The sequence below is a fragment of the Acinetobacter portensis genome (assembly GCF_023158935.1).
Taxonomy (GTDB): domain Bacteria; phylum Pseudomonadota; class Gammaproteobacteria; order Pseudomonadales; family Moraxellaceae; genus Acinetobacter; species Acinetobacter faecalis.
This window is the reverse complement of sequence record NZ_CP096120.1, coordinates 824,570-840,865: the sequence shown is the minus strand read 5'-3', so window position 1 is coordinate 840,865 and position 16,296 is coordinate 824,570. Positions and strand designations below refer to the sequence as shown.

Below are 16,296 nucleotides of genomic sequence, written 5' to 3'. Positions count from 1 at the left end.
TTTATTTAATATTCTCACAAAAAAGCCCAAGCATTTCGACTTGGGCTTTTTTTTATCTTAAATTTAATGATTATCTAATACTGACTTGCAGCAATTAATTCTCGTGTATATTCATTTTGTGGATGTTCGAATAATTGTTCTGTTTCTTGTATTTCTACAACTCGCCCATGATGTAAAACCAATACTTTTTGGCACAATGCTTTCACCACTTGTAAATCATGGCTAATAAACAAATAACTCATGCCATCTTCTTGCTGTAAACGTCGCAATAAATTCACAATAGATCGTTGTGTTGTTCTATCTAAAGCAGACGTAGGTTCATCTAAAATTAATAATTTAGGCTTTAAAACCAAAGCACGTGCCAATGCAATACGTTGACGTTGCCCACCTGAAAGCTCATGCGGATATCGGTTTTTAAAAGTAATTGGCAAATCTACTTTTTCCAAAGCTTCCTCTACTAAGCTTATGATTTTAGCTTGAGATATTTTTTGAATATACAAACCTTCAGCAATTGTTTGCTCTACAGTTAAGCGCGGATTCAAACTACTAAAAGGATCTTGGAATACAATTTGAAAATCATGACGTAATGGTCGAAGTATTTTTTCTGATAGCTGATTTAAATCTTTCCCAAGTAATTCAATTTTACCGTCACATTGTATTAAACGCGCAATTGCTAAAGCCAAAGAGCTTTTACCCGAGCCACTTTCTCCTACTATACCTATCGAATGTCCTTGCTCAAGCCGTAATTGAAGTGGTTCAACTGCAATTACATAATCTTTAACTCTATTGAACAACCCCTTCTTAATAGGAAAACGTACCACAACATCTTCTAGTTTTAATAATGTGTCGGATTCATTTAACTTAAGTGCTTTACCAAAATTATGATTCAGCAAATTTTTCGTATAATCCGTTTGTGGATTTTTAAAAATATTTGCTACCGTGTTTTGTTCTTCAACTTTCCCTTTATTCATCACAATCACTTGGTCTGAATATTGGCGCACCAAATTCAAATCATGGCTAATTAAAATCATCGCCATATTGCGGGTTTTCTGCAAAGACTTTAACAGTTTTAAAATTTGAGCTTGTAACGTAACATCTAAAGCCGTAGTTGGCTCATCTGCAATTAAAATATCTGGTTCTAAGGCAAGTGCCATTGCAATCATCACACGCTGTCTCTGACCGCCTGAGAGCTCGTATGGATAGCGTTTTAACTTATCTTCTGGCTTAGGTATACCTACATCATTTAACAGTGCTATAACGCGCTCACGTGTTTGTTGTTTCGAATAGCCTGCCAACCACAAAGTTTCACCAACAATCTTTTCAACACAATGCAATGGATTCAATGCTGTCATTGGTTCTTGAAAAATCATGGCAATTTTATGTCCACGAATTTGTCGTTTTTCTACCTCAGAAAGACTTAGTAATTCTTGTTCGTTTAAAAAAACTTGTCCATCTGTTTTTAAGTTTTGAGGCAACAAACCCAATATCGCCAAACTGCTAATAGATTTGCCTGAACCACTTTCACCTACAATGGCAACAGTTTCACCTTCATGTAATTTAAAGCTTAAATCTTCAACTAAATATTGTTCATCATGTTTAATTTTTAAATGTTCAACACTTAATAAAACTGGAAGATTATTGACGTCTTGGATCAAATGCATCACGCGTCGCCTCCCCAATATAAATAAGTAAAGATAGAACAATCGCTAAAGTAAAAAAGCCTGAAAGTGCAAGCCAAGGCGCATTTAAATTATTCTTTGCTTGTAATAACAATTCACCTAAAGATGCTGTACCGGGTGGCAATCCATAACCTAAAAAGTCTAACGCAGTTAATGCTGTAATATTCGCTGTCAGCATTAGTGGAAGTTGCGACAAACTTGAACTCATTGCATTCGGTAAAATATGACGAAATATAATGGTTCTGTCATTCACACCTAAGCTTCTTGCAGCCCGAACATAGTCAAAATTTCTCGCTCTTAGAAATTCTGCGCGAACTAATCCAACCAATGTAGGCCAACCAAAAATAAGCATAATGAGAAATAGCCAATAGATACTTGGACTAAACATACTGACCAGAATCATCACCATAAAAAGCATAGGCAAACCGCCCCACACTTCTAATATGCGCTGACCAAGTAAATCAATCCAACCACCATAATAGCCCTGAATTGCACCTACTATAATTCCAAAAAAAGCCGAAGCAAACGTTAAAGCAAAGCCAAATAAAAGTGACAAGCGAAGACCATATAAAATGCGTGCAAGTACATCTCGTCCTTGGTCATCTGTTCCTAGCCAATTTTGAGATGTTGGTGCAGATGGTACAGGTACGGCTAAATCTAAATTTGGAGATTGGTATGAAAACTCAATAAAAGGCCAAATTGCCCAACCTTTTTCTTCAATTAGCTGAATTACTGCGGGGTCTTTGTATTCTGCTTCTGTTTCAAATACGCCACCAAATGTCGTTTCAGGATATTCTTTTAAGACAGGAACATAATAAGACTGATCGTATTTCACTAACAACGGCTTATCATTAGCAATAAATTCTGCACACAATGAGCAAATAAAAATTGCTAGAAAAATAATTAAACACGAAAAACCCAATTTATTGGCTTTAAATTTATCAATTCGAGCTCGCATAAGTGGTGACATTATTTTGCACCTCTCGAATCGAAATTAATTCTAGGATCAATTATTTGATAAAGCACATCACTGAGTAAGCGAAGTAATAATCCTAACAAGGTAAATAAAAATAATGTACCAAAAATAACAGGATAATCTCGCTGAACAATCGCTTCAAAACCTAACAATCCCAAACCATCTAAATTGAAAATAATTTCAATAAATAGATTTCCTACAAAGAAAATACCAATCAGCGCTTCGGGTAAGCCTGCTATAACAATGAGCATCGCATTACGAAATACATGTCCATATAAAACACGAGTTTCTGTTAAACCCTTTGCACGCGCAGCCAGTACATATTGCTTACTGAGTTCTTCCATAAAGGAATATTTCGTTAAATATGTAAGTCCTGCAAATCCACCAATCACCATGGCAAGCAAAGGCAAAGTCATGTGCCAAAAGTAGTCTTTAATTTGTCCCCAAAAGCTTAAACTTTGGAAATTTTCAGACACTAAGCCTTGTAGCGGAAACCATTGCAAATAACTTCCACCTGCAAAAAATACAATGAGCAAAAGTGCAAAAACAAAGGCCGGAATTGCATAACCAATTGCCAATAACATTGAACTTGCTTTATCGAAAGCTAAACCATGCTTTTTTGCTTTTTTTATGCCTAAAGGAATTGAAATTAAATATATTAATAACGTACTCCAAAGCCCTAAAGACAATGAAACAGGCAATTTTTCCCAAAGCAATTGTGTTACGGGTTTATCCTTAAAAAAACTGGTGCCAAAATCGAACTGAGCATAACTTTTTAACATTAACCAAAAGCGTTCATGTGCAGGTTTATCGAAGCCATATTGCGCTTCAATTTTTTTCACCATTTCATCACTTAAACCTTTTGCACCCTGATATTGACTCGATTGATCTACCGTTTCGCCTACAGAAGCAGATTGTCCAACACCTTGAAAAGCCTCTGCCTTTTGAATTGCTTGTTCTACAGGACCACCTGGTGCAATTTGTACGACCACGAAATTAATCAGCAAAATAAAAAATAATGTCGGAATAATCAGCAATAATCGTTTAAAAATATAGGCGCCCATGTTCAATCCCCAAATGATGACATGCTATTGCTTACGCAAATATTGCGTCACTTTATTGGCTTTTACAGGATTACTCCACCAATAATCGACGCCTACTGAAAGCTTTGGTTTTACTTTAGGTTGCTCATACATATTCCAATATGCCAACCAATTTTCACCTTTGCCATAGGTTAAAATTTGATAATAACCCGAACGCAATAAACGATCTAAAACTTTGGTTCTAATCACAAGTTGCTCTCGATTTGGCGCATTAATCACGAGCTTAATTGCCTCATCAATGGCAGGATTTTTAATTCCTGCATAATTATAATTCCCTGCTTGATCTGCCGCAGCACTTCCCCAAAATTGGGCTTGTTCATTACCCGGATTTAATGATTGTGGCAAGGCATTTGTAGTCATTTCAAAGTCTGCACGACGCATACGCTCAATATATTGAGGCACATCAATTTGACGTACATTCACCTGTATTCCTAAGCGTTTTAAATTGCGTACAAACGGCATCAGCGTACGTTGCAAACTTTCTTGAAAAATTAAAAACTCAAACTCGATGGGTTGACCATCTAAACCCAATAATTTTCCATTTTTATATTGATAACCTGCTTTTAATAAAAGCTGTCTTGCAATCAATAAATTTTCCCGATTAAAACCGCTTGCATCAGAGACAGGGGATTTCCAAGAACTTAAAACACCCTGCTTTTGTATAGGATGTAATTTGGATAATAGCGGCTTTAAGATTTGCAGTTCGGCTGCACTTGGCACACCTTTGGCTTCTAATTCACTATTTGAAAAATAACTTTTTAAACGTTGATATTGATTATAAAACAGAGCTTTATTTTGCCATTCAAAGTCATAGGCATAACTTAAAGCCTGACGAAAATGAATATCATTAAATGGTTTTTTACGCGTGTTGAATACAAAACTTTGTGTGGTTGCTGGGTTTTGATGTTTAAATTTTTGTTGTATCACCAAACCTGAATTTACTGCAGGAAATTTATAACCCGTTACCCATTTACGCGCCATATATTCTTCATGATAGGTATATTGCCCAGACTTAAATCCTTCAAATGCCACATCTAAATTGCGGTAGTACACATATTTTATACGGTCAAAATTGTATTTTCCTTTATTTAAAGGAATATCTTTTGCCCAATAATTTGGATTGCGCTTATACGTAATACTTCGTCCTGCATCTATACGTTCAATGGTATAAGGGCCAGAACCTAAAATGGGCTGCATCGTAACTTTAGTAAAATCACGTTTTTCCCAATCTTTTTTAGAATAAATAGGCAAGGTTGCCAAAATTAATGGCATTTCTGAATTACTGTCAGATTTAAAAGTCATTTTCACTTGATGCTTAGACAAAACTTCCGTCTTTTCCAAATCTGCAATATACATTTGCAAACCAGGATTTGACTTGGTTTGGTAAGTATCCAATGTGAATTTTACATCTTCAGCAGTTAAAGCACTGCCATCACTAAAACGTGCTTTTTTATTTAAATGATAAATTACAAACTTGGTTTTGACAGGATCGAATGTGACTTTTTCCGCAATTAAGGGATACATCACCCCCGGTTCATCGAGTGAATTTTTCATCAGTGAATCGAAAATATAATCTATACCTTCAACAGCACTTCCCTTGCCATTCATTGCATTTAAATTATCAAATGTATCTTTACCTGAAAGACTAATATATCCACCTTTTGGCGCATGCGGATTTGCATAAGGCATGGCAGATAAATTTGCATATTTAGGCGTATTATGAATGGCAATATAAGAAGTGGTCTGCAATGCAGACCACCCATATTGTGTTGAAAGTAAAAGACTTGCGGCAAAACAAAATAGTTTTGCCAATCGATCCATCATCAAAAAGTCATTCCTTTTTCAGTCTCATCTTTACAAATTTGGCACCTTAATCACCTGACCAATACGAAGCGCAGCACTTGGTTGCATATCATTCATATCTGCAAGTGTTTTAGTGTCTGTATCATAACGCTTAGCCAAACCAATTAAGGTATCACCTCGCTTCACTTTATACGACACAACCAATTTTGGCACGTTAATCGACTGACCAACTTGTAAACCTGAACGTGGTGTTAAATCATTCATTGCAGCAAGTTCGGCAACACTTATGTCAAAACGGCTCGCAATTACATTTAGTGACTCACCCGATTTTACGCTATATTTCTCGGTATTTTTACTCGATTTAACTGTACTTTTTCTAGAAGTTTCAGCATCTTGCTTTTTCGTTGCTGTATTTGAAGATGAACCAGACTCTTGAAGTTTTAAGCGCTGACCTACACGTAAGCTCGCATTAGACGAAATATCATTAAATTCTGCCAATTGGCGAGTTTGTAAATCGTATTTACGCGCAATACTACTTAAAGTTTCACCCGATTTTACTACGTGAGTATCTAGTGTTTTATCTGCAACAGCTTCACTTCTAGAAGTCGATTTTGGCTCATCACCTGTTAGCTTAAGCTTTTGACCTACACGTAAATTTGTATTACGACTCATGCCATTAATATTGGCAATGTAGTCCATACCCAAGTTGTACTTATTCGAGATTGCAGATAAAGAATCGCCAGATTGAACTGTATAAGTATCTGGAACATTCAAACCCTCAGGCACTTTTAGAGTTTGCCCTACTTGCAAACCACGGCTAACTGCAATGTTATTTAAAATTGCTAATTCAGAAAGGCTAATTTTAGATTGCGATGCAATGCTATATAGCGTATCGCCACGTTGAACAGTGTAATTCTCAACTTTATAACTTGGTGAAGAAGACGCTTTATCTTCTTTAGCATCTGCTTTTACATTTAGTGCAGAAACTTCATTTACAGGCACATTAATTTTTTGCCCTACCATTAAGCTACTACCCGCATTTAAACCAGGAGTTAAATCTGCCAACTCCTGATTAGACAATGCATAACGGTCTGCAATGAGTTTTAAAAATTCACCACGTTTAACAACATAGGGTTTTGTTTGAACTTTTGCTGTTTTATTTGATGTCGATGTATCTCGCTTATTACTTGAATTATCTTTAAGTGATAGCTTCTGACCCACACGCAAATTACTTGTAGTCGATAAATCATTAAAGTCAGCAAGTTGCTTCACAGATAAGCCAAACTCAGCAGCAACTGTGGTTAAAGAATCATTCGGTTGAACTGTGTAAGTTTCTGGTTGAGTTTTCGGTTTAGCCGCTACAATAGGTTTTGCATCATATAAATAGATGGTTGTTCCTGCATATAACGTTGCATTTGGATCAATTTGGTTCCATTTCGCAACATCACGCCAGTTCACACCATTTTTTAAAGCAATTGTTGCTAAGGTATCACCCGAAACAACATTGTAAGTACTGCGTTTACCTTTTGGTGCAACAACAACTACATCAGATTCTGTCTTAATAAAGTTTTTACCTTCATTACGCTTTGCTTCGTCAGAATCTGGCTTTGTATTATCTGCAACAGCTTTAGGATAAGCGAAACCTTTGGTTAATTCTTTACCTTCTTGTTCAGCAACCGACAAACTTGTTTGAATTGCCGTTAACTTAATTTTGCCATCATAAGGATCGACAATTTCAGTACCTTGTGGTGCAAGACGCTTAAGCTCTGCAATGACTTGGTCTTGCTCTGCTTGTGATGCGACAGGCTGAAGAATATCTTCTACATTTTTCGATGCATCTTCAGCTTTTAATGCAGCAGCAATTTTTTCACGTTCAGCAGCCGAAATTGGTGGCTCTGCACTTACCTGCTTCACATTTACCGCAGGTGTTACAGCAACAGGAATACGTGGCGCACTTGGAATATCTGCATTATTTGCAAATGATGCCAAAGCATTTGAGCCTCTAGGTGTAACAGCTAAATGTGTAGGTTTTTTACTACTTGCAGTTAAGACGGGAGTCGTTGCTACAGGTGTTGTTACAGTTTTTGGCGCTACGGTAGTTTTAGCAGCAGAAGTTGTTTTAGTCGTTGTTGAAGTTTTAGTATTTGACGCTGCCAACAAGGTATCAGACGATGCGCTCACACCACCCAATTTTTTCAATTTTGCATCAATAGATGGGCTCACATCGGCAGGAATTAACACACGCATTGGACTTGCGCTATCAATTTTTTCACCACGATGTGCAGGATTTAATGCATACAACTCCGCACGGCTTAAACCTGTTAACGATGCAATATCACTTAAATTTGCAGTACCAACAGTAATTTCTCTAAAGTGAGGACGGTTTGCAATTGGCGGTAAATGCACGCCATATTTACTCGGATTTTTAATAATTTGTGCAACAGCCATAAAGCGTGGCACATAGTACATTGTTTCTTGCGGTAATTTTAATGACCAATAATCTGTTGGTAATCCTGCTGCTTTATTACGGTTAATTGCCTGCTGAATACGACCAGGACCTGCATTATATGCAGCCAATGCCAATTCCCAAGAACCAAATTGATTATAAAGCGCACCTAAAAACTCATAAGCAGCACGTGTTGATTCAACTACATCACGGCGACCATCATACAAACTTGTTTGCTTTAATCCGTAAATACGACCTGTACTTGGAATAAACTGCCATAAACCTGCTGCGGCTGCACTACTTGTTGCAGCTGGGTCATACGAGCTTTCGATAATAGGTAATAATGCTAATTCCGTAGGCATTCCACGGCGTTCAGCTTCTTTTACTGTATGATATAAATAACGTGAAGCACGCGCACTTAAACGGTTGATATACGGTTGACGCGACATAAACCAACTACGCTGTGCATCAATTCGTGGATTCCATTGATCTGTATCCATTTTAAAACCAACGCTCATGCGCTTCCACACATCACCGTGTTTTAAAATGAGTAAACGATCCCCTTCTACTGCACGCATATCTGTAGCAGATAATAAGTCTTCTAAAGAATCTAAACTATTTGCATCTAAATAACCGCCACCAAGTTGTTTTGACTTAGACGAACCAGTTGTACTTTGAGTTGAAGCACACCCCGTCATTAGTCCTAAAGCAACAAGTGCAGCCCCTACTGCTGTAATTTTAAATATTGATGGTACTGTCGGTTGCCACATTTGCGTGGTTGGTTTATACATAAGGAATCCAAACATCGTATAAATTATTTTTAATATAGACATTGTAGTGAAGCATCTCTGCGACACAAGGCTATAATTTAATGCTATTTATGCATAAATGTTACAAGAAATTAAAAAATTAAGATTTAAAAGACTTAATCGGTCAATTTGCGATATACAATAGCACTGTTTTTGTTTCACTCAAATTTTGGAAATGACTTATGTCTCAATCAATCACACTTTACGTAGATGGCGCGTGTCGTGGCAATCCTGGCTTAGGTGGTTGGGGAGCATATATTATTGAAGGCAATGAAGAGCGTAAAATTTGTGGTGGCGAAGAACATACAACAAACAACCGCATGGAACTTACTGCGGCAATTGAAGGTATTAAAGCTTGCCCAAGCAGTGCCAAATTAATTATTTGGACAGATTCTAACTATGTAAAACAAGGTATTACAGAGTGGATTCATGGTTGGAAAAAGAAAAACTGGAAAGATGTTAAAAACCCAGATTTATGGAAAGAACTTGATGCAACATGCCAAGGGCGTGAAATTGAGTGGAATTGGATTAAAGGTCACGCAGGTCATGCAGGAAATGAAATGGCAGATCAACTTGCAAACCAAGGCGCAGATGAAACTGAAAAGAAGCTGAATAATCCTATGCAAGATAAAAAAAAAGCTGAAAATGACTGGCTTCTAGATGATCCCTTTGGGTTCGATTTAGCCGAAGATGATTCAGAAGAGACTGAAGAAATAATTGAAGATGCTCCGCTTGAGCTTGAAGCTGAAATAGCCGATGAAGCTGAAGAATCAATTGTAGAAAATAAACCGAATACACAAAGCCATCCACATATTGTGATTACACCTGCAACAATAGAAGCACATGGCCCTCGCCAACTTATTCTAGATACAGAAACCACAGGTTTTTACTTCCAAGATACAGACCGTATTATTGAAGTTGGTGCAATTGAAATGATTAACCGTAAACTTACGGGCAGTTCAATTCACATTTATATTAATCCTGAAAAAGAAGTTGGCGAATCTGAAAATATTCACGGTATTTCAGATGAGTTTTTAAAAGATAAACCCAAATATGCAGAAATTGCAGATGTTTTATTTGATTACCTAAAGGGTGCAGAAATTATTGCCCATAACGCAACGTTCGATATGAACTTCTTAAATATGGAGTTTGAGCGTGTTGGTCTAGGTAAGCTTTCTGCCGTGTGCGAAGTTACCGATACTTTAGCCATGGCGAAAAATAAGCATCCTGGGCAGAAAAATTCGCTTGATGCTTTAGTTCGTCGGTATGAGATTCCTGCACGTGATCGTACCTTCCACGGTGCATTACTCGATGCTGAAATTCTGTCTGATGTTTATTTAGCAATGACAGGTGGGCAAGTATCTTTTGATATTGATGCCCTCTCTAACACTGAAGTTTTAGAAGGCGAATCGACACGTCGTGATGTTGATATTCAATTGGCTGCGATATTACCTTCAGAAGAAGAATTATCCGCACATGAGAATTGGGTCAAAGAATTTGAAGAAAAACATGGCGAGCCTTGCCTTTTTGCCAAATAATATTTGACTAGACTTCTGTTTTTTATATTTAAACTGTGAATAGTTAAGTTATAGTAAGTAATAAAGATTTTGCTCATTTTGAGCATCCGAAATACAGCTATAACTTAGGATAGGTGCAGATAGATGTCTTACCAAACCTCAATACACTTTGATCCAACTGCATTACTTATAATTAAAAATGAGGTTGATAACTCAATTTCACAAGTTGAAACTGCAGTGAGTACCTTAGCAGAAGATCAAGCTTTACCTTTTGGGATTGATGATTCTTTATTGCAGTTAGAACAATGCGCTCAAGTATTGAATTTAATTGGAATGAGTAATCTTGCAAAAACAGCAGAATATTCTGCTCAGTTAATGCGAAAAATCATGGGGAACCCAAGCGAAATCAATACACAAGATATTATTGCCTTAAGTGAAGGCACAAATATGTTGAAACGCTACATTGAATTTATTTGCTTACGTGAAGTTGAAGTTCCAGAATTTTTACTTGATACATTAAATCGTTTAGAAATTGCTTTGGGCAAACCTATCACTCAAGAAGGTTACCAAATTAATGGTTTACTTGGTGATATCATCCCAAATTTTGATTTACCTCAAGCGCCTTCTTTAGAGAAATCTCAATATATTCATCGTTTATATAAACTTGCTTTAAGCAAACTTCTCAAGCAAGAAGAAACCCCTTTAGATTTACAAGCATTTAAAATTATTGGGGCTTATTTGGCAGGTCTTTCACAAGATAATCCAAGTAAACAATATTGGAATTTGGTTTACTACGTTTTTGAAAATATTGAACAACTTATTATTAATGAACCGCGTTTGCGTACATTCATTGAAATTGAAAGTAATATTCGTCAATATTTTGAAAATCCAGAATGCTTCAAAGCAAACTTAAATAATTTATCGAATATTTTAAGTTTAGCAATTCGCCAAGAAGACAACACTTCTCAACATATTCGTGAGCAACTTAATATTGGCGATACGCTATTAACAGACTTACAGCTTCAAGTATTTAGCCGCCATTTGTATGGCCCAGATCACGATACTATTCATACAATCAGTGAATTATTATCTACTGAAATGGCACAATTGCGTGTTGATATTGAATACAACTACCAAACAATGAGTCCTGAAAAAACGCAAGAGTTACAAGCGAAAATTAAGGATATTGCCAATATATTCCATGTGTTGAATCTAACAGAAGCGCACACGTCTTTAATTGCACAAGCGCAAGAACTCAATAATGTTGACGTATTAAAAGATGAGAACTTCGCTCAAAAACTCATGAATGAACTACTTGCAGCGATGAATGCAATTGGTATTTTAGAGCGTCATCATACGTCTAATCGTTTACAGCTTCGTGTGAATAACCGTAATATTGCGCTTGATCGTTTAGATGATGCACATGCAACTTTATTAAATGAAGCGAAGTTAACGATTGATTTAATTACCTTCACGCTAGAACAACATCTAAAAGATCAAGAATTAGAACCTCTTGCAAATATTCCAGCAAAATTAGAAGAAGTTGCTGGCGCTTTATTATTCTTGAACGTTGTTACTGGTCAAAATGCTTTAAAAAATTCTGCGGATTTTGTTGCAAAACAAATTAAAGCTGAAAAACCACTTTCTACAGCTCAAGTGCATGGTGTTTTCGATACATTAGCAAGTGCAGACATGCTGATTGAAAATTTAAAGAACAAACAACCTGTATTACAGTCAATGTTTGATGTAGCATTAGTAAGTAGCGAAAAACTTAAATCTGTAGCCTAATGACTGAATTATCACTTGCTTATATTTTCCATCAACAACAACTTCTTGTAGATGAAAACTTTCAACTACCCAAGGTAGAAAAGCTAGCAAGTGATTTAAGTTTTAACACGGGTGATCAAGTGGTTGCCCGTGATCTTCAAAACAGTGAAGCTATTCCAGATGGCTTACAACTCGTCCCTATTCGCCAATTACTTCAATATTGGAATACTCAACAATTTGAGCAAGCCAGTCGAGCAATTCAGCTCTTAGAGTGGCGTCGCAATCATAAATTTTGCAGTCATTGTGGTGGAAAAACAGAATCTCATCCAACTGAATTCGCCATGATTTGTCCTGCTTGTCACTATCATCAATATCCTCGTGTTCAGCCCTGTGTAATTACAGTTATTACACGTGGAAATGATGAAATATTACTTGCTAAGAATGCAAAAAACACCCGAAATATGTACGGCTTAATTGCAGGATTTGTTGAAGTTGGTGAAACGCTTGAAGAAGCTGTACGTCGTGAAACTGAAGAAGAAGTTGGCTTAAAAGTTAAAAACATTCAATATTTAGCAAGCCAACCATGGCCTTTTCCAAGTAATTTGATGATTGCATTTAAAGCAGAATATGCAGATGGCGATCTAAAATTACAAGAAGAAGAAATTAGTGATGCTCAATTTTTCAAATTTGATGCACTGCCTGAAATTCCATTTAAAGGCAGTATTGCACATGCAATGATTATGCATGTGACTGAAGGTTCAAAAGTTGCTGATGATACTAAATCGTGGCTTTAAGCAGGCTAACATTAAGGCTAAAATTGCTTAAACAACTTGATCTAATACTTTCATAATTTCAGATTTAGTACGGTAAAAGCGACTAAAAATACTAGAAACAGAACCCATTAAAGTGACATGACCTGTTTTAGGAATAATCACCATTTCACTATGATTACCCAGTTCTTTTAGTTTTTGGTCAAAGTCTATCGCGTTATTTAAATGCACAATTTTGTCATTTTCAGCAATAAATAAATAATGCTGAATCTCGTTGGGTTCCACAAAATAGTATGGCATTACATTTTGATAAGGCTCTTCCTGATTAAATGCATCTGCACATAAAGGATCACCTTTGTAATCGAAATGATATGGCCCTGCCAATCCAACCAACGCCTTAATATTCATTTTGCAACGAATATCATAAGTTTGTGGATGATAAACAGCAGACATGACATTAAATGCCCCTGCCGAATGCCCCATCAGCACAACATTTTCTGTTGAAATATTGATCTTATTTTGATGTAAATCTAAATAGTTTAAAGCGAGACTTAAATCATCAATATACTTAGGGAAAATATGTTGTGGCGCTAAATTATAGTTAATAATGACAACATCAAAACCTTCTTTAGCAAATGCCTCACCCACAAAGCGATAATCTTTTTTATCACCATGTGACCAAGCACCACCATGAACAAACACCATAAGTGGTCTGTTTGCTCTTGGTGATGCTGTTCGATATAAATCAAAACGATGACGCGCTGCTAAACCATAAGCAATATTTTCAAGAATCGAATAACCTTTTTTAGGCGTTAAACGATTTAGCGCATAACTACCAAAATCATAAATTCGAAATTCTTCGTAAATATATTTTAGGTTTTGCGTCTTTAAACTTAACTTTTTAAGCAAAGGTTTAGCATTATTGAGCATTTACAGGCTCTGCATTTGGATCAATTGCAACAGGAGTTTGTACCGCAGGCTGAATCATAGGATTCACGTTATTTGTATTTGCAGTATCTGTGTTATCAATAAGCGTAATGATTTTAGTCACATTACCTACTTGTTGTAGCACTTGGTTTAAATCTGTCGATTCTGCTGTATTCAAACGTCCCATTACGTAAAGAACACCATCTTCTGTATGAATGCGTAGTTTGCTATCAGAAACCACAGGGGCTTTCATAATCAGCCCACGTGTGTTTGCTGTTACAGTTGTATCTTGCATAATGGTTGAATAACCAATTTGATTTCCTACAGTGATGTAGTTATGTACGGTTTTCACATCGCTCATTGCACGAACATTATCTTCTGCAAGTTGTTTTAAGTTCTGATCAGGCACTTGACCTGTCAATAAAACATTACTGTGGAAACTTTCAATATTCACACGAGATTGTTTAAATCTAGAATCGAGCTTATATAAATTAATTTTTGCTGTGCGCTCAATTGAATTATCAATAAAAACTTGCCCTAGTGATCTTGCACCACTTTCAGTACCTACAGGCGCAGTACCTGTACCACCAGAAATAAAACTTGCACAGCCCGATAAGCTTGCGACACATAGCATGGTAATTGCAATACGGTTCAACACTCGGCAAGACTCCTTATTCAATTTTCTATCTTTATTTAGTATTCAAACATTTAAGCATGTTTAACTTATTGCTCAGAGATTAATAAACTCTGGATCAAAAGTAAAAGCATTTTCTATCCAATTCAGATCATAAAGGAATTGTGAAAAGTCATGCTGTACAGTTTTTGCAAATTGTTGTTGAAAATCAAAACAAATTACATCAAATCTACAATATAAATCATTCATTTCAGGATATTTCGATAAATATGTTAGCGCAGTTTTTATAATTTTCTGTTGCTTAGTTATAGATACAACCTCTGAAGATTGACCATATTGAGTTTTAGAGCGCGCTTTAACTTCAACAAAAACTAAGTCTTGTACATTTTTTGCAATTAAATCTATTTCACCAAATTTAGAGTGATAGTTCTGATGCAAAATTTGAAAACCATGTGATTGTAAAAACACAGCAGCTTGTTGTTCTGCCCAATCGCCTAATTTTGTTTTATCTTTATTTATATTTTTCATTTTATTTATGCTGTTTTTATATGTTTATGATTCAAGCAATAAAGCCAAAGATAAGCTTCACATCGCCATTGAAAGGCTAATTTCGGGTAGAATAGCGGATTATTCGTTACGATGATAAAAAATTATCGTGACATCAGCACACCCTTTGGAGATTGAAAATGAGTGCTCAGTTATACGTTGTAGCCACACCAATTGGGCATTTAGATGACATTACCTACCGTGCTATTGAAGTTTTAAAATCGGTAAAGCTTATTGCAGCCGAAGACACACGTACATCTGCAAAACTACTTAAACATTTTAGTATCAATACGCCTTTAACTGCCTGCCATGACCATAACGAAAGCGACAAAGTAAATCATCTTGTTGAACGCATATTAGCAGGCGAAAACATGGCGCTCATTAGTGATGCTGGCACGCCACTGATTAGCGACCCTGGTTTCAAATTTGTACGTGCGGCTCAAGCCAAAGGTGTTCAAGTGATTCCTGTACCTGGTGCATGTGCTGCAATTGCTGCTTTAAGTGCTGTAGGTTTACCAAGCGATCGTTTCAGTTTTGAAGGTTTCTTACCTTCTAAACAATCTCAGCGTTTACTGCATTTGAATCGTTTAAAAGATGAAACTCAAACTTTAATTATTTATGAAGCGCCTCACCGTATTTTAGAATGTGTGAAAGATATGGCGGATGTTTTTGGTGCAGATCGACCTGTTGGTTTTGCACGTGAAATTACTAAAACATTTGAAACCATCAAGAAAATGACTTTGGGCGAATTGGTTGAATTTATTTCAAATGACTCAAACCAACAAAAAGGTGAAATTGTTTTAGTTATTGGTGGTGCAAGCGTTGAAAAAGATATGGAGCAAGAAAAGCTCGATCAACTTTTGACTCGCCTACTACAAGATTTATCTGTGAAAGCAGCATCTCAACTTGCAGCAGATTTAACAGGTATTAAAAAGAAAATTGCATATCAACGTGCTTTAGAACTTAGTGATAAAGCTTAAATATTTTTGCTTAGTCACAAAACAAAACCCCATAAAATTTCAATTTCATGGGGTTTATTTTATTTAGTCTTTTGCAGATTCATCTGGCGGAACTTCTGTAATTTTTCCACCTTTTGCAAAAAATGCCGCAAGTTCTTCTTCCAAAGACTGACGTTGTTTTAACTTCGCTGTAATGGTTAATGTTTCAGCTTCAGTTACATCAACATCTGTCGCTTTTTCATCACCACTCACTGCACCTTTTTCGGCAGCGGCAGCTTCATCATCATCGACAGTAGAATCTTCTACATCATCATAATCATTCATATCAGTCATTTTCGTATCCCCACATTGCGTGCATTT

The 16,296-nt window shown here is 36.3% G+C and carries 13 protein-coding genes; 4 read left to right on the top strand and 9 right to left on the bottom strand.

Going from position 1 to position 16,296, the window contains the following annotated elements; all coding sequences use genetic code 11:
• Positions 1-74: 74 nt before the first annotated feature.
• From MZO21_RS04250 to MZO21_RS04230, 5 genes are read right to left on the bottom strand one after another with little or no spacing between them, the layout of a single operon-like run.
• On the bottom strand, positions 75-1,661 hold the full coding sequence (locus tag MZO21_RS04250; RefSeq protein ID WP_248103488.1) for an ABC transporter ATP-binding protein: 1,587 nt from the start codon (positions 1,659-1,661) through the stop codon (positions 75-77).
• A complete protein-coding gene (locus MZO21_RS04245) occupies positions 1,636-2,649 on the bottom strand; it encodes an ABC transporter permease (RefSeq protein ID WP_154772576.1) in 1,014 nt (337 codons plus the stop codon). The genes MZO21_RS04250 and MZO21_RS04245 overlap by 26 nt, the downstream gene beginning before the upstream one ends.
• Entirely contained in the window at positions 2,649-3,719 is a 1,071-nt protein-coding gene (locus tag MZO21_RS04240; protein ID WP_154772575.1) for a microcin C ABC transporter permease YejB, read from the bottom strand. The genes MZO21_RS04245 and MZO21_RS04240 overlap by 1 nt, the downstream gene beginning before the upstream one ends.
• A 24-nt stretch (positions 3,720-3,743) precedes the next feature.
• Complete coding sequence (locus tag MZO21_RS04235) at positions 3,744-5,579, bottom strand: extracellular solute-binding protein (RefSeq protein WP_248103491.1); 1,836 nt, start codon at positions 5,577-5,579, stop codon at positions 3,744-3,746.
• Positions 5,580-5,612: 33 nt separating this feature from the next.
• Positions 5,613-8,798, bottom strand: a complete 3,186-nt coding sequence (locus MZO21_RS04230; RefSeq protein ID WP_248103464.1) for a LysM peptidoglycan-binding domain-containing protein — start codon at positions 8,796-8,798, stop codon at positions 5,613-5,615.
• Between the two features lie 200 nt (positions 8,799-8,998).
• Here MZO21_RS04230 and dnaQ point away from each other — a divergent pair, with 200 nt between their 5' ends.
• From dnaQ to nudC, 3 genes are all read left to right on the top strand, one after another.
• Positions 8,999-10,354, top strand: a complete 1,356-nt coding sequence (dnaQ, locus tag MZO21_RS04225) for a DNA polymerase III subunit epsilon (RefSeq protein ID WP_248103467.1) — start codon at positions 8,999-9,001, stop codon at positions 10,352-10,354.
• A 123-nt stretch (positions 10,355-10,477) separates the two neighbouring features.
• Positions 10,478-12,121 carry a chemotaxis protein gene (locus MZO21_RS04220; RefSeq protein WP_154772571.1) on the top strand — a complete coding sequence of 548 codons (1,644 nt, stop codon included), beginning with the start codon at positions 10,478-10,480 and terminating at the stop codon, positions 12,119-12,121.
• Positions 12,121-12,894 (top strand): NAD(+) diphosphatase, encoded by a 774-nt coding sequence (nudC, locus tag MZO21_RS04215; protein WP_248103470.1) that lies wholly within the window; start codon positions 12,121-12,123, stop codon positions 12,892-12,894. The genes MZO21_RS04220 and nudC overlap by 1 nt, the downstream gene beginning before the upstream one ends.
• A gap of 27 nt (positions 12,895-12,921) precedes the next feature.
• Here nudC and MZO21_RS04210 read toward each other — a convergent pair whose 3' ends face one another.
• The 3 genes from MZO21_RS04210 to MZO21_RS04200 all read right to left on the bottom strand — a co-directional run bounded on the left by MZO21_RS04210 (position 12,922) and on the right by MZO21_RS04200 (position 14,959).
• A complete protein-coding gene (locus MZO21_RS04210) occupies positions 12,922-13,800 on the bottom strand; it encodes an alpha/beta hydrolase (RefSeq protein ID WP_248103473.1) in 879 nt (292 codons plus the stop codon).
• Complete coding sequence (locus MZO21_RS04205) at positions 13,790-14,455, bottom strand: BON domain-containing protein (protein WP_248103476.1); 666 nt, start codon at positions 14,453-14,455, stop codon at positions 13,790-13,792. Before MZO21_RS04205 ends, MZO21_RS04210 begins: the two co-directional genes overlap by 11 nt.
• Before the next feature lie 72 nt (positions 14,456-14,527).
• Positions 14,528-14,959 carry a YraN family protein gene (locus MZO21_RS04200; protein WP_248103479.1) on the bottom strand — a complete coding sequence of 144 codons (432 nt, stop codon included), beginning with the start codon at positions 14,957-14,959 and terminating at the stop codon, positions 14,528-14,530.
• Positions 14,960-15,117: 158 nt separating this feature from the next.
• On the opposite strand from MZO21_RS04200, the gene rsmI reads away from it, so the two are divergent.
• Positions 15,118-15,957: a 16S rRNA (cytidine(1402)-2'-O)-methyltransferase gene (gene rsmI, locus MZO21_RS04195; RefSeq protein ID WP_248103482.1), complete on the top strand. Its 840-nt coding sequence runs from the start codon at positions 15,118-15,120 to the stop codon at positions 15,955-15,957.
• A gap of 63 nt (positions 15,958-16,020) precedes the next feature.
• On the opposite strand, the gene MZO21_RS04190 is transcribed toward rsmI, so the two are convergent.
• Positions 16,021-16,269, bottom strand: coding sequence for a hypothetical protein (locus tag MZO21_RS04190; RefSeq protein WP_154772566.1), 249 nt, complete (start codon positions 16,267-16,269; stop codon positions 16,021-16,023).
• Positions 16,270-16,296: the final 27 nt, after the last annotated feature.

Excerpts from the sequence above, each read along its gene's own strand:
- MZO21_RS04200 (WP_248103479.1), bottom strand. The coding sequence starts at position 14,959 with ATGAAAAATATAAATAAAGATAAAACAAAATTAGGCGATTGGGCAGAA.
- dnaQ (WP_248103467.1), top strand. The coding sequence starts at position 8,999 with ATGTCTCAATCAATCACACTTTACGTAGATGGCGCGTGTCGTGGCAAT.
- MZO21_RS04235 (WP_248103491.1), bottom strand. The coding sequence starts at position 5,579 with ATGGATCGATTGGCAAAACTATTTTGTTTTGCCGCAAGTCTTTTACTT.
- MZO21_RS04245 (WP_154772576.1), bottom strand. The coding sequence starts at position 2,649 with ATGTCACCACTTATGCGAGCTCGAATTGATAAATTTAAAGCCAATAAA.
- MZO21_RS04190 (WP_154772566.1), bottom strand. The coding sequence starts at position 16,269 with ATGACTGATATGAATGATTATGATGATGTAGAAGATTCTACTGTCGAT.
- MZO21_RS04240 (WP_154772575.1), bottom strand. The coding sequence starts at position 3,719 with ATGGGCGCCTATATTTTTAAACGATTATTGCTGATTATTCCGACATTA.
- MZO21_RS04250 (WP_248103488.1), bottom strand. The coding sequence starts at position 1,661 with ATGCATTTGATCCAAGACGTCAATAATCTTCCAGTTTTATTAAGTGTT.
- MZO21_RS04220 (WP_154772571.1), top strand. The coding sequence starts at position 10,478 with ATGTCTTACCAAACCTCAATACACTTTGATCCAACTGCATTACTTATA.
- rsmI (WP_248103482.1), top strand. The coding sequence starts at position 15,118 with ATGAGTGCTCAGTTATACGTTGTAGCCACACCAATTGGGCATTTAGAT.
- MZO21_RS04210 (WP_248103473.1), bottom strand. The coding sequence starts at position 13,800 with ATGCTCAATAATGCTAAACCTTTGCTTAAAAAGTTAAGTTTAAAGACG.
- MZO21_RS04230 (WP_248103464.1), bottom strand. The coding sequence starts at position 8,798 with ATGTATAAACCAACCACGCAAATGTGGCAACCGACAGTACCATCAATA.
- nudC (WP_248103470.1), top strand. The coding sequence starts at position 12,121 with ATGACTGAATTATCACTTGCTTATATTTTCCATCAACAACAACTTCTT.